Source organism: Advenella mimigardefordensis DPN7, from assembly GCF_000521505.1.
GTDB classification, from domain to species: Bacteria; Pseudomonadota; Gammaproteobacteria; order Burkholderiales; family Burkholderiaceae_B; genus Advenella; species Advenella mimigardefordensis.
In genome coordinates this window covers 1,432,535-1,452,666 of the sequence record NZ_CP003915.1, presented here as the reverse complement: position 1 = coordinate 1,452,666, position 20,132 = coordinate 1,432,535, and the positions used below count along the sequence as shown (strand labels likewise).

The window sequence follows — 20,132 nt, the reverse complement described above, 5'->3', positions numbered from 1 at the left end:
ACCTTTGCCTAACCGCATTACTTCCAAATATCAGGAGTGTTTTATCTCATGCCTATCATCGAGTCTGTTTCCGTATGCATCGCACGCGTCCCTCTGGCTCAGCCAGTGACTTTTTCTACACGCAAAGTCACTGCACGTGAATATTGTCTGATCCGAATCCGATCAACGGACGGCGTGGAAGGATTGGGTTATTGCTATGCCGTTAATACTGCCGGACGACTGCTGTCTGTAGCCGTCACTGATCTGCTTGCAGCAAAACTTGTTGGCCAGGACTCGCATCGTGTTGAAGGGCTGTGGGCAGAAATGTACCAGGAGGCATTGCTGGTTGGGCGTACAGGTGCTGTCATGCGCGCCTTATCTGCACTGGATACGGCGTTGTGGGATTTGAATGCCAGGTCTGCCAGGCTTCCTCTATACCGGTATCTGGGCGCAAAGACACTGGAACGAGTGCCCGGTTATGCAAGCGGTGGCTATTATCTGCCAGGAAAAACAACCGAGCATCTGGCTCAGGAAATGGCGAATCACGTCGCCGATGGGTTCAGGGCCGTTAAGATCAAAGTCGGCCTGGAGACCGTGGCCAATGAGCGGAAACGCCTCGCCGCGGTGCGCGAGGCTATCGGTGACGATATCAGACTTATGCTTGATGCCAACAACGCCTGGCAGGACTTGCCGACTGCGCTGGCGTACATGCGCTGTTTCGAACCCTATAACCCGTACTGGATCGAGGAGCCATTTTCTCCGGATGACATCGATAATCACATGCGTCTTGCCAGAGCGACACCCGTCACCGTTGCGACTGGCGAAGTGGAAGCAGGTAGATGGCGTTTCAAGGATCTGCTCGCCCAGCAGGCCACCACCCTGCTTCAAACCGATGCAACCGTTTGCGGCGGCATAACTGAATGGAAACGCATTGCGGCTACGGCCGCCAGTTATGGCATATTGGTTGAACCCCATGCATGGCATGATGTACACGTTCATCTGGTAGCCAGCACGCCCAATTCCACATACGTAGAATGGATGCCTGATGACCACATCGTCAACTTCCGCAGGCTCATCGACAGACAACTGACAGCAGAAAACGGCGACATTCTGTTGCCCCAGGGAGACGGACTAGGCTTTCAGTTTGACGATGCAGCCATCGCGCAATTCGGTGTAATCTATCCAGGAGAAAAAAGCCCGTGGATAAGCATAAGCTGACGCGCCCCGTGCCGCCTGTTGGGCTGCTTCTTTCAGAGGCAGTCAATCAAGCGCATGGGAAGCGCTTCGACGATCTTGCGAAACGTGTTGGTGTACCCGTGCAGCGATATACCATAAATGATGTACAGGGTAAAACAGACCGAATACACGCCGCCTTTTTCTCCCGGGATTTATATGAAGGCAGCTCGCTGCACGAACCTGGCCCGTTATCCAATGCCTTTTTCCAGCTTGTGAACAACGCTGCACAGCTCACCTGGCTGCATGTTTGTTCCGCGGGCCTGGATTTGCCGCAATATCAGGTCGCTATTAAAAGGGGAATCAGAATCACAAGTTCCAGCGGGTCAACGGCATTTCCGATCGCACAGACAACACTTGCAGCCATTCTCGCTCTGTCACGAGGTTTTGGACATTGGCTGCCAGCACAGGCCAGAAAAGAATGGGTGCCGCTAACCGGGAACGACTTACCCGCCGACATAGAGACACAACGGGTTGTCATTGCCGGCGCGGGTGCAATCGGCCAGGCCCTTGGCCGCATGCTTCTGGCCGTCGGCTTCCAGGTAACCCTTGTACGCAGAGTTGCCAAGCCAATCCCAGCGTTCGATCACATCATTGATTACTCACAACTGGATCACGCATTGAGTCAATGCGACTGGCTGGTCCTTGCTTTACCTTTAAATGAACAAACTTGTGGATTGATAAACCAACGTCGTCTTGCACTGATGCCTGCTCATGCGCGTATCGCCAATATCGGAAGAGGTGCGCTGATAGACGAATCTGCAATGATACACGCGCTGTCCCAGGGTCAGCTTGCCGGTGCCTATCTGGATACCTTCATGACGGAACCCCTGCCCGAGTCATCAGCATTATGGGCTCTGCCCAACGTATGGATTACACCGCACAATAGCGCCGCATCAAAGGGGCATGCCCGACGCGTCGTCAGTCTCTTTGAGCGGGAGTATGAGCGATGGCTCGATGAACAGCAAACTCGCTTTACCAAGTGAGCGAAGGAACAGAATGCATACCGCCAGCACCCCGACGTAAAATCAGAAAAAGCGCTGAACACCAACCATCACAGTTCGCATTCAGCGCTACAAACAGCTACTATAAATCGCCTTGCGTCAGTCATTTAAGGTAATATCGATGGTAGCCATCGCTTAAACAACCGCGTCACGCCCGGTCAGGCTTCGCCTTCTCCGGCGGCCGGTTCGGGTGCTTTGCCTGCGCGCACTTTTTCTTCAATACGACGACCAACGTCTGCATCGATACTCTTCCAGTAGTCGAAAGCGCGCTCCAGGACCGGGCTGCGAACACCGCCCAGCAGACTGCCCGCCACCTGTTCCACCAGCTTGCTGCGCTGATCATCGTTAAACACATCACGCACTAGCGTACCGGCCTGGCCGAAGTCATCATCTTCGGCGTGCAGCGTATAGGCTTGGCGAACCATATCGCCATCGGCTTCCCAGCCATCTTCCGTTTTTCCGGTCTGGTCGGCCCAGCTGCGGCCAGCGCTATTGGGCGCGTAAACGGGTGCATTTCCGGTGTGTTCATAAGCCATCTGGCCATCGAACATATAGGTATTGACCGGCACTTTAGGACGGTTCACCGGCAATTGGTGAAAATTGGTACCGATACGGTTGCGCTGCGCATCGTTGTACGCAAAGGCGCGTCCCAGCAGCATTTTGTCCGGAGACAGGCCGATACCGGGAACCACGTTGCCAGGTGAAAATGCAGCCTGTTCGATCTGCGCAAAGAAGTTCTCGGGATTGCGATTCAGGGTCATCGTACCAACCTTGATCAGCGGATAATCCTTGTGTGACCAGGTTTTGGTCAGATCAAAAGGATTAAAACGGTACTTGGCGGCGTCCGCATACGGCATGACCTGCACCGACATCACCCAGCTCGGATGCTCGCCACGAGCGATTGCATCAAACAGGTCGCGCCGGTGAAAATCGGCATCTGAACCGGCCATGGCAGCAGCTTCAGCATTACTAAAGAAGGCCATTCCCTGGTTGGTGTGGAAATGGTATTTGACCCAGAATTTTTCGCCCGCAGCATTAACCCACATATAGGTATGTGAACCGTAGCCGTTCATATGACGCCAGGTGCGTGGCAGACCACGCTCACCCATCAGATAGGTAACCTGATGCGCGGTTTCCGGATTATTGGTCCAGAAGTCCCACTGCATGTGATTGTCGCGCAGGCCGGAATCAGGCAACCGTTTCTGGCTGCGAATAAAGTGCGGGAATTTCATCGGATCGCGCACAAAAAAGACCGGTGTATTGTTGCCGACCAGATCGTAGTTACCTTCGTCTGTATAGAATTTCAGAGAGAAGCCGCGCACGTCACGCCAGGTATCCGGACTACCTGCTTCGCCAGCTACGGTTGAGAAACGTGCCAGCATCTCGGTCTTACAGCCCTTTTGAAAAAGCGCTGCTTTCGTGTACTTTGAGACATCTTCCGTGGTTTCAAATTCGCCAAATGCGCCGGCACCTTTCGCGTGTGGCTGACGTTCAGGCACTTTTTCGCGGTTAAAGTGCGCCATTTGTTCAAGAAAATGAACATCGTGAAGCAGAATTGGCCCATTAGGTCCGACCGTCAGCGAATTACGATCGCTTTGCGCGGGTGCACCTGTACCTGTGGTAGAGCCGGTAGCGGGTTTGCTGTTTGATTCGTTCATGGAAAATACCTCCTGTTACACAAATAATAGCCTAAGCGATCACTGATACTGATCGGCTTAGCATTGATAATATAGGCGATTTTCAGCCACAATTGAAGCAGTCTAACGCACTTATGTTTCAGCCGATAGTATGGAGGCAGATGGTGGGCAGGCTATCGGCCTGGTATGTGGCCAGGCCGCGGGCGTTAGGCAGCAGGCCCTCGCGGCCAGCCTTGCCGCTTTGTCTCCTATACGCGGCGTGCGGGCCGTCGCAATATAATGTACGCCGTGATCCCTGCGGACAGAACAAAAGCGGTCATCAGAAAGGCGGAGGTAAACATATCTTCACCCTGCAGACTCAACCAATCATGGGCCTTGCCGGAAATCCACTGCATAAACGAGGCGCCCAGAAACAGTGAAGTGTTAAATAATGCAATGGCGCGTCCCTGCATGTCCTGAGGATACACTTCCTTGGCATCGGCCAGTTGCCATACGGTATTGGCGGCAGCGACCGCAATCACCATAATCGCGACAATACTGAGCCACAGTTGCTGGCTAAAGGCCAGAACAATAAAGGCAATCACCAGCACCCACGGCTGAATGCACAAATAGACGTAGCGCTTGCCCGGCCCAGGGTCCAGTCGCCCGAACAACATTGGGCTGAAAACCGAGATAATGGACAGCAGTAAAGCCAGGTTTCCCGCGAACACCAAACTTGCATGATGACGTTCCACCAGTAGCGGCCCCAGCCACAGGCCTCGCAGCGTGAGAAATGCCGCATAAATCACAAACACCAGCGACAGAATGCCCGGCGTTTCACGGATTTTGAGCAGGGCCTTGTAGCCGGATATGGAACGCAATGCCACCACGATCTTCTGTTTGACACTGAGTGATGACGCGGCAAGCGCACTGTCCACGCCACGAACGCCAAAGTAGATCAGCAACCAGGTCAGAAAGCTCAAAAAAGCCAGAAGATAAAAGCAGCTGCGCCAGCCGAACTGGCCCACCAGCCATGCTGTGGGTGTCGATGTGAAAATCAGCCCCAGACTACCCGAACCGAGTGCGAAGGCATACATGATTGAAAACTGCTTGCCCGAAAAATGCCTGGCCATCAAAACGATACAGGCCAGGAACGCCGGTGCACAGCCAAAGCCGAGCAGAATTTGCCCCCACTGCAGCATCGTCGGAGACACCGCCACGGCCGATAGCAAGGCGCCCAGCACTGAAAACGGTGATACCGCCAGAATGGTCTTTCGAATACCAAAGTTGTCGATCAGAATACCGATCACCACCTGCAGGCAGCCGAATGCGATATGGAACGAACCAATCACGCTTGCCAGCCGATCGCTATCGAGCATGAACTCGGCCTTCAATGGCACGGAAAGAATACCACCCACCGTACGATAGGCCTGACTCAACACAAACCCTGCCAGCAGAAAATAAAGCATGAGCTTGACTTTATGGATTGAGATCGACTGCGTATTCAACGAATGCCTCTGATAGAAATTTTAATTATCGAAGTTGTGATTGTAGCGCACTGCAACATGAAGCCCGTTTGCCACAATGAATCGGCCTCTGTGGGCATAAAGCCGCCGGCCTGTCAATTTTCCGCATCAAGCACCTCCCCGGCCAGTTCCATCAGCACCGGACTCAGCCTGCTCACGATATCGCCTATCGGCAATTGCGTGTTAACGCTGACATTCAATACATGAACAGGCTGATATCTGAAACGCAGTGGGGTTGCCAGTGCAATCACGTTGGGCTGCCAGGACGCGACACAAAAACCTGACTTTTTCACCTGTCGCAGTGACTGCTGAATTTGCTTTTCCAGCGAAGCCCAGTCGGCATGACGGCGAAGGTGCAGGCGCTGCATCAACTCATTGCGCGCCGGTGGCGCCATACTGGCCAGATACGCCCGCCCCAGCGAGGTGAGTTCAATGGGCACGCGCTGCCCTGCGACCACATTGCGCAGCGATACTTTTTTATTGAAGCGGACCGATTCAAGATAGACCATTTCATCCTGATCGATCACCGCAATACCAACATTGATTTTTTGCGCTTCAGCAACCCGCTGCATAAGCGGTGCAGCGATTTTCAACACAGGTGATCCTGAGCGCATGGCATGGCCAAAGCTAAGTAACGGCGCGGCCAGCCGATAGGCGCGTTCGCGCACATCATAATCAAGCATGCCAACGCGCACCAGCGTTTGCGTGAAGCGACTCACGGTGGCCGGCGCCAGACCCGTGCGCTCAGCCAGCTCGCTATTGCCGATCAAATCAACCCCCGGACGAAACGCGCGAAGAATGTCTATACCGCGTTCCAGCGAGCGATTCTGTGCCGGGCGTGCGAGGCGTTGCTGCACTTTATTATTGGCCATCTTCTCTTCCTTTTAATTCCATCTAGTGAAATTGGATGATTACGTTTTGCAAGTTTAACGCATAAACTGCAATCGTAATATCGCTAAGCCAACACCAGTCCGGGCCGCTACACAACAGAGCCTGAACAATCAGACCATGACAGGAGACTTCATGAAAAACAAAACCCTGGCAGGCGCATGCCTGAAAGTTGCCCTTATGGCCATCACCGGCCTGACAGCCGCCGTTGCAAGCCAGCCAACCCACGCTGCCTATCCCGAACGTCCGGTACGGCTGATCGTACCCTTCGCGCCAGGTGGCGGCACGGACATGATTTCGCGGCTGCTGGCCGAAGGCATGGCGCGCGAGCTGAAACAGCCGGTGATTGTCGAAAACAAACCCGGCGCGGGCACCACGATCGGCTCGGATGATGTTGCCAGAGCCAGACCCGACGGCTACACATTGCTGATGGCAACCTTTGCGCATGTCGTCAATCCGTATCTGCATCCCAAGCTACCTTATGATACGGATAAGGCTTTCGCCGCCATCAGCATGATCGGTCATTCGCCCAGCGTGCTCGTAGTCAGGCCGGATAGTCCGCTCAAATCGGTCAAAGATTTGATCGAAGCCGCGCAAGCCAAACCCGGCACCATCACCTATGCTTCTCAGGGTGTAGGCACGTCGGCCCATCTGGCTGGCGAGCTGCTTGAATCGCTGGCAAAAGTCGACATGTCGCATGTCCCCTATCGGGGCGCGGGACCTGCATTGAACGATCTGTTGGGTGGTCACGTGGATATGATGTTCGGCACGGCAGCGGCAGTCGGCCCGTCACTGCAGGCAGGCACGCTGCGTGCATTGGGGGTCACGACCACTGAACGCTCTCCTGCATTACCGAATATTCCCACCATTGCAGAAAGCGGTGTGCCCGATTATGTGCTGGACAGCTGGTACGGCCTGTATGCACCGGCAGGCACACCGCCTGACGTCATCGCAACGCTGAATGCCGCAGCACATAAAGCGGCCAACACGGACATGTTCAGGCAAAAAGTTCAGAGCGAGGGTCTGGTGATATCAACAGGCACGCCTCAGGAACTTGACGACTATATCAAAGGCGAGCAGGCACGCTGGAAAAAGGTGATTTCATCCAGCAAGATCACGCTGGACTAATGGAAACAAAAAAGGAAGCAGTGACATGACATACACATTAATCAACGTCCAGGTGCAAGACGGTATTGCAACTGTATTTCTCAACCGCCCGGAAAAACGCAACGCGATGAGCGACGACATGCGGGCCGAATTTATCGAGGCGCTGGAAAACATTGCGGCTGACAAATCCATCCGGGCACTGGTTCTGACCGGCAATGGCAAAGGTTTTTGCGCGGGCGGCGATATTGCAGGCATGCAACGACGCATAGAGGCCGATCCGGGCGAGGTTGCGATCAATGGCTGGCGCCGCCAGCAACGCGTTCACCATGCAGTGTCACTGCTGCACACCATGCCCAAGCCCACCATCGCTGCGGTCAATGGCGCAGCCTCTGGTCTGGGCGCCGACACTGCCATGAGCTGCGACTTTATCGTCGCCTCGGAAGCGGCCACGTTCAGCTGGTCGTATATTAATCGCGGACTCATTCCCGATGGAGGTGGCATGTACTTTCTGCCACGTCGCATCGGCCTGCCCAAAGCCAAGGAGCTGATTTTCAGCGGCCGCACGGTCGCGGCACAGGAAGCGCTGGCGTTGGGGATTGCAGATCGCCTGGTCGCGCCCGATACGCTATTGAACAACGCACAGCAATGGGCAGCGGAACTGAGCGCAGGCTCAGGCACCGCACTGGCTCTGGGCAAAACCATTTTGAATCAAACCTTCGAACTCAGTGCAACGCAGGCTTTCGCCCAGGGCAGCCAGGCCCAGGGCATTTGTTATACCAGCACAGAGCACCGGGAATCCGTCAAGGCATTTCTGGCCAGAATGGCCGACAAGAAGTCCGCAACCTAACGGGGAAAGCAACACAATCATGAATGCAATATCACGTCTTATCCGGCCACGCAGCGTGGCCATCATCGGCGCCTCTGCGGACTCAGGCAAAACCGCTGGCAGGCCCCTGGCCTATCTGCGCAAACATGGCTTTGACGGCGCCATCTATCCCGTCAATCCACGGGTGACGCATATCGGTGACACCCCATGCTATCCGGATATCGATTCCCTGCCAGAGGTGCCCGATGTCGCCATCATATTGCTGGGCGCAGGACGTGCGCATCAGGCCGTGCGGGAGCTGGCGCAAAAAGGCACTGCGGCGGCCATCGTGCTGGCCAGTGGCTATTCAGAAGCCGGCGCCGATGGGAAGGATCGCCAGCAGGAACTGCTGGAGGCGGCCGGCTCAATGCGCATACTGGGACCGAACACCATTGGCCTGGTCAATCTGACCGATGGTATTCCACTGTCGGCCAGTGGTGCCCTGGAAATGGATCGGTTCCCGGTTGGTGATGTGGGCGTGGTATCACAAAGCGGCGGCATTCTGGGCGCCCTGCTCTCGCGCGCTGCGGCCCGCGGAATGGGCATGTCCAAGTTGGTATCAACCAGCAACGAAGTAGATCTGGAAATGGCTGACTTTATTGACTATCTGGTTGATGATGAAGCCACCAACGTTATTGCCCTGTATGTCGAAACCATCCGCGATCCGCAAAAATTTCGTGCGGCCGCCTTGCGTGCGCAAGCCGCTGGCAAGCCTATTGTTGCGTTCAAAATCGGCCGCTCCGAAGCGGGCGCACAGGCGGCCATCTCGCATACCGGCGCGCTGGCCGGCCAGGACACGATGTATGATGCCCTGTTCCGGCAAACCGGTGTGATTCGCGCGCAGCGCTTCAGCGATCTGCTGGATATGCCAAGTGCATTAGCAACCGGACGCACACTGCGCGGCAAACGCATCGCCATTCTGACCTCCACCGGCGGCGCCGGCACGCTGGTGTCGGACAGCCTGGGCGTCGCCGGCTTTGAAGCCCCGGCGCCAGGTGAGCGCACCGCGGATGCATTGCGTGTCCTGCAGGCCGATATGCCGGCTGCACTGGACCGCAATCCGGTAGACGTCACCCTGGCAGGCTTGCAGCCGGATCTGTTGCGAGGTGCCATCCGTGCCCTGGCGGCCAGTGACAACTATGATGCGCTGGTCATGATTGTGGGTTCATCCAGTCTGGGCAATCCGCAATTGATGGCGGATGCCATTTGTGATTGCCTGCCCGAAACAGACAAACCCATTATCGCGTTCGTCAGTCCGCATGCGCCAAACGTCGCCCGCCTGCTCAATCAGCGACAGATACCTGCCTTCATGGAACCGGAGTGCTGCGCGGCGGCGCTGCAAGCCATGTGGCACACCCAGACTGAACCTGCCGCGCAGGCGCCCGCCATTGCCCCATCGCCGCCGCTCACAGACCTGCCGACAGGCTCATTGAACGAAGCCCAGGCCAAAGACCTGTTTGCCCGATTCGGCATTAGCGGCGCTGAACAAACGGTTGTTTCCACACCCGCAGAGGCACAAGCGGCGGCCCTGCAATATGGATCCCCGGTCGTGCTGAAAATATTGTCCAGCCAGATCATGCATAAAAGCGATGTGGGCGGCGTATGCGTGGGTATAGCTCCCGAGCTGGTAGCCGACCGCATCACGCAAATGCAGGCAGACGTCTATACCAACGCCGGTGTGCGCCCGGAACAGTTTCTGGTGCAGCAGATGGTGACATCGGGCATCGAACTGATTCTGGGCTTTCATCGTGATGCGCTGGGCAGCGCCATTTTGCTTGGCATGGGAGGCGTAACGGCAGAATTGCTGAAAGATACCACCATGCGCCTGTTGCCTGAACAGGGCGGGCTCAGCCTTGCCGACGCCTATGGCATGATGCGGGAACTGCATACCTGGCCGCTGCTGGATGGTTATCGTGGCCGTGCCAAAGCCGACCAGCAAGCCCTGGCGCAGGCCATCGTAAATTTCTCGAATATGGTAGCCAGCCTGGGCGAGCGGTTGCTGGAGGCAGAAATCAACCCATTGTTTGTGCTGCCCGACGGACAGGGCGTGAAGGCGGCAGACGGTATTGCGATTCTGACCGACTAACCTGGTCGACGAACCTGGGCGACGAACCTTGCCCAATAACCTGACCGACGGATGCGTCCCATTAACACGGTCCATTAACACGTCCCATTAACACGTCCCATTAACACGCTTCATTAACACGCTTCATTAACACGCTTCATTAACACGCTTCATTAACAGGGCCCACTACACGGACAGAATAGTCTGGTCGACCATTGTCGGTAAACAATCTGATCGCCTGATCTGAAGACCGACGGATTGAGTGCTGCGATGATTGACCAGACTGCTGTCGCGATAGGACTGCCACCGCTATCGCCTGCGTGCGGGCTGCCGGTTCCATGAGCGGGTGGCCTGAAAACGGGTACCGTTCAATATCTGCGCCCGGCGCGTTCCTGCACATCTCACAGATCCAGCACCAGCAGCTCGCTTTTTGCTCTGGACACACATGCAGTCAGATATTCGGATTGCTCATCGGGACTCAGTATGTAATCCTGATGATCCACTTCACCCTCCAGATAGCGAATCTTGCAGGTTCCGCACAAACCGGAAACGCATGATGTCTCCAGTTCAATACCCGCTTCGGACAGCGCTTCTATCAAACTTTTATCTGCAGGCACGCCAATCTGCTGACCGGTACTGGCGATTTTTACCTTAAAGCTACCGTCGGTTTCAGAAGTCTGTGCTTTATCGGTACACTCAGCGACCGGCGCTTTGAAATACTCACAATGAACGGTTCCCGCCGGCCATCCCTGCGTGGCCTGTAAACACGCTTGCATAAAACCGGGAGGGCCGCAAAAATAAACGTGCGTGCCGTCGTCAGGAGCGGCCAGGAGCGCAGCAATATCCAGACCCTGGGCCGGATCACCGTTGTCATAATGCACATGCACCTTTGTATGATCGGCGAACGTATCGGTGAACGCGGCACAGGATGCATCCCTCGCACAATAATGCAGTTGATAATCAAGCGATGCTTTATCAAGCGTATGAATCATCGCCTTCAGCGGCGTAATGCCAATGCCGCCGGCCAGCAGCACTATTTTTTCGGCATCCGGCTTCAGCGGAAAATGATTGCGCGGCACACTCACCTTAACCATATCCTGTACCCTGAGGGTCTCGTGCAACGCCTTTGAACCGCCTGATCCGCTCTCCGCTTTCAGAACCGCAATCACATAGCGCTTCCTGTCGGTCGGGTCATTGCAAAGCGAATATTGCCGGATCAGCCCGGGCTTTATGTGGATATCCAGATGCGCCCCGGCAGTAAATGCAGGTAAATCACCGCCCTGCGGATCAACCAATTCATATGAATTGATTCCGGTAGCCTCATAACGGATTTGCCTGATCAGGAGTGTGAGCGTTGAGGCGGTCGCACTCGCCGGATTCGTCGTTATATCTATACTCATATCGTGTCTACCATCTTTGATGTCGTTATTCGAAACGCGCTCGCGGCGGGCACCGGGCCCGCCGGGTATTTACACCGATGTACCGTAAGTGTCTTTTGCCGCTTTTTCCAGCTGTTCCATCTGCTCGCGTACGAAGTCCGCGCGGGCAGAACCCGTCTGCTTATCGCTTTCAGTCAGGATGGCAACAATCTGTTTGGCGACAAATCGTCGCTGCGCCACTTCGCCCTCAACCGTATCTGCTTCGGGCAGGTCAAACACGTTGCCCGAACAGTAACTATTGGGCGCACCGCCCGTCTCCAGCAGCCACTGCCGGAATCCGTCTGCAGAAGCGGCCGGATTGGTGCCCCGGATGGCATCACGCAACAGCTTCCTGAACATGTATAAACCGGCATCAAATTTGGTCGGATTCTCAAGCGCGTGAATGGCAATCGGACGCTGGCTGATAATCGCTTCGTAATCGCCCGGTGCATACTGACATTCTTTATAGTTGGCACGTTCGCGATGATTGGGCGGAATGGGCGGCATATCTTCCAGCTTGTATTGACCAAAGCGCTCGGGTCGGCGCATGGCCACCTGCCCTTCCAGAAAATCGATGGTTTCGTAGCCGACCATGCCTTTATCGCCTACGCCGCGCGTGTCGATACCCGGCCCCATGACGCGCCAACCGATCATTTTTGCGTTCTCATCATCTACAGGCACGGTCCAGCGAATGATATGAAAACGACTGAACAGCTTTTTCTTCGAGCCGTCCTCTGAGGTATACGCATGCAGGCTCAGATTTGGCAGAATCTGATGCTGTACGCGGATAAACAGCCGGTCCTTATCAACACGCCGCGCTCCTGAACACGCCAGGCTGCGACCCTGATGTACAGGAATAAATTGCATATCGGGTGGCACTTCCATAGAAGCGGCACCCACTTCATCAAAAGTGGTTCCCTGGTAATGTCCGTCCACTACATTTTTGGCTGCATGCAAAGCCATGGTGTGATAATTGTCTGCCGCATTATCCTGCACCTGCAGCCAGTTGCAATGCTGGAAATTGCTGAACGGCACCAGTTCATCGCCTTCGGCGACGGTGAAATTGCCTTCCCACTCAGGAAAAGGCGGCTCTTTATCGGGCGCTCCCATATACGCAAAAATGAGTCCGTTGCGCTCTACCGTTTTGTATGCGCCCTGTTGAATGGAACAGGCAAATTTCTCTGCTTCTTTTTCTTCGCCTTTGGGAAAGGGTGCATGCAGACAAGTACCGTCAACGTCGAACACCATGCCGTGATAACAGCACATGATGCCGCGTTCCTGAATAGACCCGTATTCCAGTGAAGCACCACGATGCACACAATGTGCGTGCAACAGACCGACGCGTCCGCTTCCATCCCTGAACGCAACCAGCTCCTCACCCAGAATTTTCAGAAAGCGAGGGGTGTCAGTCAGCTCCATTGCCATACAAACAGGATGCCAGAAACCGCGCATGTATTCTCCCATGGGCGTACCCGGTCCGACCTCAGTCAGCTCCGGGTCGTGCCCTGGAATCTTGTTGGTGTAATAGCCACCGTAAGGAATCAGTTTTTTTGCCACTGGTCCCGCCGCGCCTGTACTGCGGCCCTGCTCCACCTTATCCATTGGTTTATTCATTTGATCGCTTCCTCTGTAGGTTGTGAATACCCTTGCGGGTAAAACTAAAAATTTAATGTATACTGAACTCTGTATACAGAGAATAAAGCCCCATCCCGACGCTGTACATATGGGTAAACCCTAAATTTTGTATTCCGTATACAGAGAATGCACTACAATTTGTAGAATCAGCCAGCCTGTGGCGCGTGTCTGTACGCGTGCATTCGCACCCGGCGGCCTTATCAAACACGTACGTGTTAAAAGAGCAACATGAACAACAAACTGATGAAACTGCAGTCTCGTCCCGACTACGTAGACGAAGTGTATAAAGCGTTACTTGACGCAATCAGCGATGGCAGTCTTGCACCCGGCATGCGTATCACGCAGGAAGAGATTGCTGAACAAATGGCGGTTTCCCGCTCGCCGGTGCTACAGGCATTACGCTTACTGAAAAAAGATGGGTTTGTACAGGACGCACCTGGCAGGGGCATTCTGGTGTCTCCACTGGATCCGGACTGGACCGGCAGGCTTTACGAAATCCGCGGAGCGCTGGATATGCTGGCGGTTCGCCTTGCAGCCGAACGCAAGGTACAAATCGATCCGGAACTGATTGCCAACGGTCGTCAAGCCTCCCAAAGCGGCGTGGTCAAAGCGCTGATCGATACCGACATCGCTTTTCATAGCGCCATCTATCAGGCTTCTGGCAATCCGCTGATTGCCGAAACGGCACTGGTGCACTGGAACCATTTACGACGCGTCATGGGCGCCGTGCTGCAGTCGTCTGCACAACGACAGTCCATCTGGGATGAGCATGAAGCCATTGCCAATGCCATTGCAGACGGCGACAGCAAGCGCGCAGTAGAACTGACCGATCTTCATACCAGTCGCGCCCGTGTGAATCTGGTAAAACGACTGGATGAAGTGCTCAAACAGCAAGGCAATCCGGAAACTGCCTGATCACCCTGCTGTTATTGCGGCGATCAGATTTCTGCTGTGATAATGGGCTGGCGCGCACCTCCTGCGTCATTGTGAACCGGTCTTGCCGCTGACCGTTTATTGTTCACCATTCTGGCAGGGACGGCAAAGACCAGTACGCTGCCAATGATCATACTGATTGCCAGACCATACACGCCGCCACCCGTGGTGCCGGTGTGGGTCTGGAACCAGCCGATCAGATAAGGGCTGACCACACCTGAAATACTTCCGACCGAGTTCGCAAGCGCAATGCCCGCTGCCGCAGCCGCGCCGCCCAGAATAGCCGGCGGCAATGTCCAGAATTGTGAAATAGTCGTCATCACACCCATCGTTCCAATGGTCAGCGCAACAATCGCGATGGCCGGGCTTTGGGCAAAAATCACACTGGCGCACAAACTCATGGCGCCCACAATGCCAGGGATAGCCAAATGCCATCTGCGTTCACCCTTTTCATCCGAGCGTCGACTCACCAGAATCATTGCCAGCGTTGCTGCGGCATACGGAACGGCGGTAAGCATACCGATATGGAACGGATCGCTCACTCCTGTCGCCTTGATGAGCGAAGGCAACCAGAAACTCACGCCATACAGGCCCATGGTGAAACAAAAATAAATGCCACTCATCAGCCATATTTTGGGGTCGAGCAAACCGTCTTTAACTGAATGCAATTGATGAGCCTGCCTGTCTGCATCCAGGTTTGAATTGATGAGCCGTTTTTCTGCTGCGTTAAGCCATTTGGCATCCGACACCCGATCATCCAGGTAGAAAAAAGCAATCACACCAACCAGAACGGTTGGAATACCTTCCAGCACAAACAGCCACTGCCAGCCCGCCAGGCCATGCACACCGGCCATACCATTCAGGATCCAGCCCGACAGCGGTCCGCCAATCACACCCGACATAGGAATACCGGTGAGAAACAAAGCCGTTACTTTACTTCTGCGTGACGATGGAAACCAGTAAGTCAGATAAAGCAAAATGGCAGGAATAAAACCCGCTTCAGCGACCCCCAGCAAAAATCGCAGAATATAAAAACTGGTGGGCGTCGTCACAAACATCATACAGGCCGACAATGCCCCCCAGGTCACCATAATTCTGGCAATCCAGCGTCGCGCACCAACACGCAACAGAATCAGATTGCTCGGCACTTCAAACATCAGGTAGCCGACAAAAAATATTCCGGCCCCCAGGCCATACACCTCTTCACTGAATGACAGGTCGTTCAGCATTTGCAGTTTGGCAAAACTGACGTTGATCCTGTCCAGGTAAGCGCACAAATAACAAAGAAAGAGAAAGGGCAACAAGCGCCACATCACTTTCCTGTATAGCCCTGCCTCATCGCCGACAGCGCCTTGTTCAACATTATTTTGAATTTGCATTCTTGTCTCCGCCGAAAAATAGGATTATCCGGCCGGCCCGATGGTTGTCATTCCGGGCTGGCCCATCTCGCCAGACGCAAGCCTGGCCAGATGCTGCTGCCTACAACCATTAATCAAACATGTCAGGCTGTGTGGCCACCAACTGATCCCAGATTGTCTGGAAATGCAGCCAGCCGATATATTCACTGCCCACATGCTCACGGCTGTAACGTGCACGTTCCGGCGTCACCAGACGCGGAGCCATTCCCGTTGCGTCAATCATCAGTTGTTGCTGACAGCAACGTTCAAGAGCAATAAACCAGAATGCAGCAGCCTCTATACTGTGCCGGCTCGCCGTCAGCAGGCCGTGATTCTGATGAATGGCGGCCTTCACGCCCGCAAATGCATTCGCCACTTTATGACCCGCCTTTACCTCCACTGCAACCTGTCCGGCTTCGTCGCCGATCACCACATGATCTTCATAAAAGGCAGCGGCGTCCTGACTGATCGGCGCCAGCGGTTTTCCCAAAGCGGCAAATGCGGTTCCGTACACCGTATGTGCATGGCACATGGCCACAATATCCTGATGCTGTTCATGTACAGCAGCGTGCAAAACAAACCCTGCCCGGTTAATCGCATGCCGGCCTTCAACGACCTTTCCGGTGTGATCAGCAAGAATCAGGTTTGATACCTTCACCTGTGAAAAGTGAATGGCCATCGGATTGGTCCAGTACAGTCCGGGGTGCTCCGGGTCCCGGATGGTCAGGTGTCCGGCGAACCCATAGTCGTATCCCTGCAGGGCAAATGCGCGACATGCGGCGACCAGTCGTTCCTTCAAATGCTGGCGGTGCGCCGCTACGTTGGTAAATTGCGGAAGTTCCGGGAATATCAGATTCTTTTGTTCGGGCTGGTAAATAGATACACGACCGTCATCAAGCACGATCCCCGTTTTTTCAAGTACTGCTGCCATGCGTTTTCTCCTGTTAATACCTGATTGATGAACTTGGAACGCCCTCATCGTCCCATGCGATCGTATCCTTGACAAACGATAGTTCTTCATGGAATCATGAATGTGATTCATGGATAATGAAAAATATGAGAAACATCCCGCACTTCACGTTGCTACGGGCCTTTGAGTCGGCAGCGCGCCTGAAAAGCTTCACGCTGGCCGCAGAAGAATTGCATTTGACCCAATCGGCCATCAGCCATCAGGTGCGCAAGCTTGAAGACTATTTCGGTTGCGCACTGTTTATCCGGCGCAACCGGCGCGTTGAGCTCACGCTCGAAGGTCAGCGATTTCTGGAAAGTCTTTCAAGAATATTTGATGTGATCGAAGCTGCCTGCGCCGAAGTCTCGCTTGCACCCAAGGCGCAAGTGCTGGCGCTCTATTGCGCTCCGAGCCTGGCCGTTAAATGGCTCGGCCCCAAGTTACCCGAGTTCATGAAGGCGCATCCGGACATTACGATACGCCTCACAACAGGATCAGGACAGGTAGATCTGCTACGCATGCGCGAGCTGGATATGTCGATTTGTTATGGCACGATCACCGATTGCTCTGGCATTGTGAACGAGCCGCTGGGCACCGAAAGAAATGTGCCCTTATGTTCGCCCTCGCTGCTTGAACCAGGCGTTGATGCCGTCGCATTGATAAAAAAACTGCTTCTGATCGATTCACAACTGAATAATGTAAACTGGGCCAGCTGGTTCACTTTAAACAATCTTCGTTTACCTGCAAGGCCGCGACCGTCATTTGATCGAGCCGCGATGTCGCTTTCGGCAGCCACTGACGGCATGGGCGTGGCACTGGAAAGCACGCGACTGGCCGAACGCGAGCTGGCCCGCGGCGATCTGATCGAACTGGGAAAAGGCGTCTTTAAGGAAATGAACGTTGTCACCCACACGGTATCCTGGCGCGCCGATGAAAGTCAGGTACCCAAAATTCGTCTATTCAGGGAATGGCTGTACCAGGTTGCCGATGCGCAACCTGCATAGGAGGCGGAAACATCACCGCCGCCTGCCCCTCTTCCCATGGCGCATATTTGTTCATTACGCGTGCAAAGAGATCAGACTGCTTCCAGTTCTCAAGCCAGCGCAATACGTGTGGCCAGGCCTGCATCTCAAACCACGCAAAATCAGTATGCGCAAACTGCCTCACGAACGGTATGATCGCCATATCGGCAAGCGCGCAATGCGTGCCCGACAGATACGGTGTACAACTCAGGATCTGTTCCAGAGTCATGAGCCATTCCGCCGCCAGCTCACGGTGCTGCAAGCCATCTTCAAGATCGAAGCGCTGCGGATACTTGTAGCGATCAAGATGACATTTGAAATGAGTCTCACATGCCTCGATCAGCGTCAGCATGCTGGCCAGCGAACTGCCCGTCGGTGCCAGCCAGGCTTGGGGATCATTCCGGCGTAACGCCCACAGCATGATGTCGAGACTTTGCTCAATCACCTGCCCATCGGGCAGAATCAGGACAGGTACGGTTCCCTTCGGAGAAGCCGCCAGCATGGCAGCAGGTTTATTGCGTAAAACGATTTCACGCAATTGGCAGGTCTGCGCACTGGCCGCGATGGCCAACCGTGCGCGCATCGCGTAAGGGCACCGCCGAAAGGAATAGAGAACCGGATAAGACATAAACGAATCGCAAAAAAAAGATGACCGCCTCGCGCTCATGATTCACTCATGAGTGCAGTCATCCTTTGACTCTACCACATTCGCTTGCGAAAGAACCTGCCGATGCTATTTTGTACTGGTCTTATCGGAGGCCGGCTTCTTCAGCGCCGCCATGGCCTTTTCATAATCAGCATGAGCCGCTGCACGGTCCTGACCGCCATATTCAACACTTAAATATTCCACCACAGCAGGAATCATATCGTCCTGCAACGGCGCCTTATAAACGTCTTTCATTTTGTGGATAGTGGCACTCCAGTATTTTGGCGACGACTGTGGCGGCTGCGACGAAACATACTGAGACGAGTGACACATCAGGCACAGGCCACTGGCGATCTTGTAACCTGGTAAATCGCTTGGCTTGTAGCCACCTGCTTCCTGTGGGAACTCGACACCGGCGCCGAACGCCGCGATGGGCAACACGCTACAGCCATAGACAACCCAGCGCAGCATTTTTTTGCGTGTAGATACGTATTTCATTGTTCCGCTCCCTAAGCTGCGATCACACGAATCTGTTCAATACGGTTCATGCGATAGCCTGACGGATTCCAGTTAGCCTGCATGGGTTGGGTTTCGCCCTTCTGACTGGTTGCCCGTACCATGAGCCTGAACTCACCAGGTTGCCGAGGCGTAAACTCGCCGGTCCATTCGCGAAAAGAATACTTGCTGATTTCGTCGCTCAGTGTCGTATCCGACCAGCTGTTGCCACCATCGGTAGAGATCTGCACCGTTTTGATCCCTGAGCCGCCATCAAATGCAATACCGCGCAAGGGCTGGGGCTTGCCAACCGTGATCCGGGCATCGTCTGCCACGTTCGTAATAAATGAACGAACCGAGAATCTTGCAATCGGGATGGTTTTGGCGGGCACTTCACCGGGCTTCGTGCAATGGCAATCGTTATCCGGAATGCGATAGGCCTTACTCATCCAGAAGCCGTCAAAGACATCATCCATCACCTGGATGTCGTTCAGGTGCTTGACCCAATATGTACCGTAATGGCCTGGCACCACCAGACGCAATGGATAACCATTCAGCAGCGGCAGATCTTCATCATTCATGGACCATGCCAGCATAACCTCTCCATCCATACCATGATCAATATCCAGCGCCTTGATAAAATCCGGACCGTCGGGAACGGGCGGATGATCCAGTCCGTTAAAAGCGACCTGTTTCGCAGATGCACCAACTCCGGCAAGCTCAAGAACATCTTTCAGGGCAACGCCTTTCCATTTGGCATTGCCCATCGCGCCATGCCCCAATTGTCCGCCGTTGATGCGCGGTTCAAAAAAACCGCGACTGTTGCCGGAGCATTGATGCACGGCAGTGATTTCCTTAACAGGCAGTTTCTTTAACTGCTCCAGCGTCAGGTCCAGTGGCTTGCTGACCGAGCCGTGTACCTTCAGTCGAAAATCCTTCAGGTCCACTTCGTTAGGAATACCACTCCAGTGATAACGCACAAAAAAAGCATCATTCGGCGTAACCAGGCCGTCGTTGAAAACAGAAAAGGGCGTCTCCAGCTGTGGCGGACGATTCGTCAGAACGATAAGCGGGCGCTTGCCGGGAAAAGCTTCAAGAACCCGCTCACCATTGCCAAAAGGCAAAGTAATCGTATCCTTGCCCGCGCCGAATGCCTGAGGCAACGCGAGGCCGGACAATAAACCGATACCTGCGTAGCCGGCAGATTTAAGAAAGCGCCGCCGCGCACCATGAGAGTGGCTAAAGTCTTGCATGTCTCTTCCTTTTTTGTATTCCCGGCGCGCAACAAAAAAAGTGCCGCCAGGTTTCGTCACTTCATGTGGGCCGGAATGACCGGCATGCCAGCGACAAGGCA

At 54.5% G+C, this 20,132-nt stretch carries 17 protein-coding genes; 7 read left to right on the top strand and 10 right to left on the bottom strand.

Translation table 11 applies throughout. The features are described 5' to 3' along the window. The first annotated feature begins 48 nt into the window (after positions 1–48). Together MIM_RS06760 and MIM_RS06755 are read left to right on the top strand one after the other, a co-directional pair. On the top strand, positions 49–1,197 hold the full coding sequence (locus MIM_RS06760; RefSeq protein ID WP_025372001.1) for a mandelate racemase/muconate lactonizing enzyme family protein: 1,149 nt from the start codon (positions 49–51) through the stop codon (positions 1,195–1,197). Then, the gene (locus MIM_RS06755) at positions 1,179–2,198 is read left to right on the top strand and encodes a D-2-hydroxyacid dehydrogenase (RefSeq protein WP_025372000.1); all 1,020 of its coding nucleotides are present in this window, start codon (positions 1,179–1,181) and stop codon (positions 2,196–2,198) included. Before MIM_RS06760 ends, MIM_RS06755 begins: the two co-directional genes overlap by 19 nt. A gap of 176 nt (positions 2,199–2,374) precedes the next feature. Here the strand turns inward: MIM_RS06755 and MIM_RS06750 are convergent, their stop codons facing one another. The 3 genes from MIM_RS06750 to MIM_RS06740 form a co-directional block, all read right to left on the bottom strand. Further along, positions 2,375–3,874 carry a catalase gene (locus tag MIM_RS06750; protein WP_025371999.1) on the bottom strand — a complete coding sequence of 500 codons (1,500 nt, stop codon included), beginning with the start codon at positions 3,872–3,874 and terminating at the stop codon, positions 2,375–2,377. Positions 3,875–4,101: 227 nt separating this feature from the next. Next, positions 4,102–5,301 carry an MFS transporter gene (locus MIM_RS06745; protein WP_025371998.1) on the bottom strand — a complete coding sequence of 400 codons (1,200 nt, stop codon included), beginning with the start codon at positions 5,299–5,301 and terminating at the stop codon, positions 4,102–4,104. 152 nt (positions 5,302–5,453) lie between these two features. Then, positions 5,454–6,230, bottom strand: a complete 777-nt coding sequence (locus MIM_RS06740; RefSeq protein ID WP_025371997.1) for an IclR family transcriptional regulator — start codon at positions 6,228–6,230, stop codon at positions 5,454–5,456. A gap of 151 nt (positions 6,231–6,381) precedes the next feature. On the opposite strand from MIM_RS06740, the gene MIM_RS06735 reads away from it, so the two are divergent. Genes MIM_RS06735 through MIM_RS06725 form a run of 3 tightly spaced genes read left to right on the top strand, consistent with a single transcriptional unit; the run spans position 6,382 to position 10,304 of the window. Beyond that, positions 6,382–7,374, top strand: coding sequence for a Bug family tripartite tricarboxylate transporter substrate binding protein (locus MIM_RS06735; protein WP_025371996.1), 993 nt, complete (start codon positions 6,382–6,384; stop codon positions 7,372–7,374). Positions 7,375–7,399: 25 nt separating this feature from the next. Then, complete coding sequence (locus MIM_RS06730) at positions 7,400–8,200, top strand: enoyl-CoA hydratase/isomerase family protein (RefSeq protein WP_025371995.1); 801 nt, start codon at positions 7,400–7,402, stop codon at positions 8,198–8,200. Between the two features lie 19 nt (positions 8,201–8,219). Further along, entirely contained in the window at positions 8,220–10,304 is a 2,085-nt protein-coding gene (locus tag MIM_RS06725) for an acetate--CoA ligase family protein (protein ID WP_025371994.1), read from the top strand. A 380-nt stretch (positions 10,305–10,684) separates the two neighbouring features. On the opposite strand, the gene MIM_RS06720 is transcribed toward MIM_RS06725, so the two are convergent. After that, entirely contained in the window at positions 10,685–11,683 is a 999-nt protein-coding gene (locus tag MIM_RS06720) for a PDR/VanB family oxidoreductase (protein WP_025371993.1), read from the bottom strand. Between the two features lie 69 nt (positions 11,684–11,752). Beyond that, the gene (locus MIM_RS06715) at positions 11,753–13,315 is read right to left on the bottom strand and encodes a Rieske 2Fe-2S domain-containing protein (protein WP_025371992.1); all 1,563 of its coding nucleotides are present in this window, start codon (positions 13,313–13,315) and stop codon (positions 11,753–11,755) included. A 249-nt stretch (positions 13,316–13,564) separates the two neighbouring features. Between MIM_RS06715 and MIM_RS06710 the strand changes: the two genes are divergently transcribed. Beyond that, positions 13,565–14,251, top strand: coding sequence for a GntR family transcriptional regulator (locus tag MIM_RS06710; protein WP_025371991.1), 687 nt, complete (start codon positions 13,565–13,567; stop codon positions 14,249–14,251). Between the two features lie 23 nt (positions 14,252–14,274). On the opposite strand, the gene MIM_RS06705 is transcribed toward MIM_RS06710, so the two are convergent. Together MIM_RS06705 and MIM_RS06700 are read right to left on the bottom strand one after the other, a co-directional pair. Further along, positions 14,275–15,648, bottom strand: a complete 1,374-nt coding sequence (locus MIM_RS06705) for an MFS transporter (RefSeq protein ID WP_025371990.1) — start codon at positions 15,646–15,648, stop codon at positions 14,275–14,277. 109 nt (positions 15,649–15,757) lie between these two features. Then, positions 15,758–16,597, bottom strand: coding sequence for a class II aldolase/adducin family protein (locus tag MIM_RS06700; RefSeq protein ID WP_025371989.1), 840 nt, complete (start codon positions 16,595–16,597; stop codon positions 15,758–15,760). Positions 16,598–16,722: 125 nt separating this feature from the next. On the opposite strand from MIM_RS06700, the gene MIM_RS06695 reads away from it, so the two are divergent. Further along, positions 16,723–17,619 (top strand): LysR substrate-binding domain-containing protein, encoded by an 897-nt coding sequence (locus tag MIM_RS06695; protein ID WP_025371988.1) that lies wholly within the window; start codon positions 16,723–16,725, stop codon positions 17,617–17,619. Here MIM_RS06695 and MIM_RS06690 read toward each other — a convergent pair. The 3 genes from MIM_RS06690 to sorA all read right to left on the bottom strand — a co-directional run bounded on the left by MIM_RS06690 (position 17,576) and on the right by sorA (position 20,031). Beyond that, positions 17,576–18,265: a glutathione S-transferase gene (locus MIM_RS06690; protein ID WP_025371987.1), complete on the bottom strand. Its 690-nt coding sequence runs from the start codon at positions 18,263–18,265 to the stop codon at positions 17,576–17,578. The genes MIM_RS06695 and MIM_RS06690 overlap by 44 nt on opposite strands. A gap of 105 nt (positions 18,266–18,370) precedes the next feature. Beyond that, complete coding sequence (locus MIM_RS06685; RefSeq protein ID WP_025371986.1) at positions 18,371–18,781, bottom strand: hypothetical protein; 411 nt, start codon at positions 18,779–18,781, stop codon at positions 18,371–18,373. A gap of 11 nt (positions 18,782–18,792) precedes the next feature. Beyond that, the gene (gene sorA, locus MIM_RS06680) at positions 18,793–20,031 is read right to left on the bottom strand and encodes a SorA family sulfite dehydrogenase catalytic subunit (RefSeq protein WP_025371985.1); all 1,239 of its coding nucleotides are present in this window, start codon (positions 20,029–20,031) and stop codon (positions 18,793–18,795) included. Positions 20,032–20,132 lie beyond the last annotated feature (101 nt).

Excerpts from the sequence above, each read along its gene's own strand:
- MIM_RS06760 (WP_025372001.1), top strand. The coding sequence starts at position 49 with ATGCCTATCATCGAGTCTGTTTCCGTATGCATCGCACGCGTCCCTCTG.
- MIM_RS06750 (WP_025371999.1), bottom strand. The coding sequence starts at position 3,874 with ATGAACGAATCAAACAGCAAACCCGCTACCGGCTCTACCACAGGTACA.
- MIM_RS06745 (WP_025371998.1), bottom strand. The coding sequence starts at position 5,301 with ATGCTTTATTTTCTGCTGGCAGGGTTTGTGTTGAGTCAGGCCTATCGT.
- MIM_RS06740 (WP_025371997.1), bottom strand. The coding sequence starts at position 6,230 with ATGGCCAATAATAAAGTGCAGCAACGCCTCGCACGCCCGGCACAGAAT.
- MIM_RS06735 (WP_025371996.1), top strand. The coding sequence starts at position 6,382 with ATGAAAAACAAAACCCTGGCAGGCGCATGCCTGAAAGTTGCCCTTATG.
- MIM_RS06730 (WP_025371995.1), top strand. The coding sequence starts at position 7,400 with ATGACATACACATTAATCAACGTCCAGGTGCAAGACGGTATTGCAACT.
- MIM_RS06725 (WP_025371994.1), top strand. The coding sequence starts at position 8,220 with ATGAATGCAATATCACGTCTTATCCGGCCACGCAGCGTGGCCATCATC.
- MIM_RS06720 (WP_025371993.1), bottom strand. The coding sequence starts at position 11,683 with ATGAGTATAGATATAACGACGAATCCGGCGAGTGCGACCGCCTCAACG.
- MIM_RS06715 (WP_025371992.1), bottom strand. The coding sequence starts at position 13,315 with ATGAATAAACCAATGGATAAGGTGGAGCAGGGCCGCAGTACAGGCGCG.
- MIM_RS06710 (WP_025371991.1), top strand. The coding sequence starts at position 13,565 with ATGAACAACAAACTGATGAAACTGCAGTCTCGTCCCGACTACGTAGAC.
- MIM_RS06705 (WP_025371990.1), bottom strand. The coding sequence starts at position 15,648 with ATGCAAATTCAAAATAATGTTGAACAAGGCGCTGTCGGCGATGAGGCA.
- MIM_RS06700 (WP_025371989.1), bottom strand. The coding sequence starts at position 16,597 with ATGGCAGCAGTACTTGAAAAAACGGGGATCGTGCTTGATGACGGTCGT.
- MIM_RS06695 (WP_025371988.1), top strand. The coding sequence starts at position 16,723 with ATGAGAAACATCCCGCACTTCACGTTGCTACGGGCCTTTGAGTCGGCA.
- MIM_RS06690 (WP_025371987.1), bottom strand. The coding sequence starts at position 18,265 with ATGTCTTATCCGGTTCTCTATTCCTTTCGGCGGTGCCCTTACGCGATG.
- MIM_RS06685 (WP_025371986.1), bottom strand. The coding sequence starts at position 18,781 with ATGAAATACGTATCTACACGCAAAAAAATGCTGCGCTGGGTTGTCTAT.
- sorA (WP_025371985.1), bottom strand. The coding sequence starts at position 20,031 with ATGCAAGACTTTAGCCACTCTCATGGTGCGCGGCGGCGCTTTCTTAAA.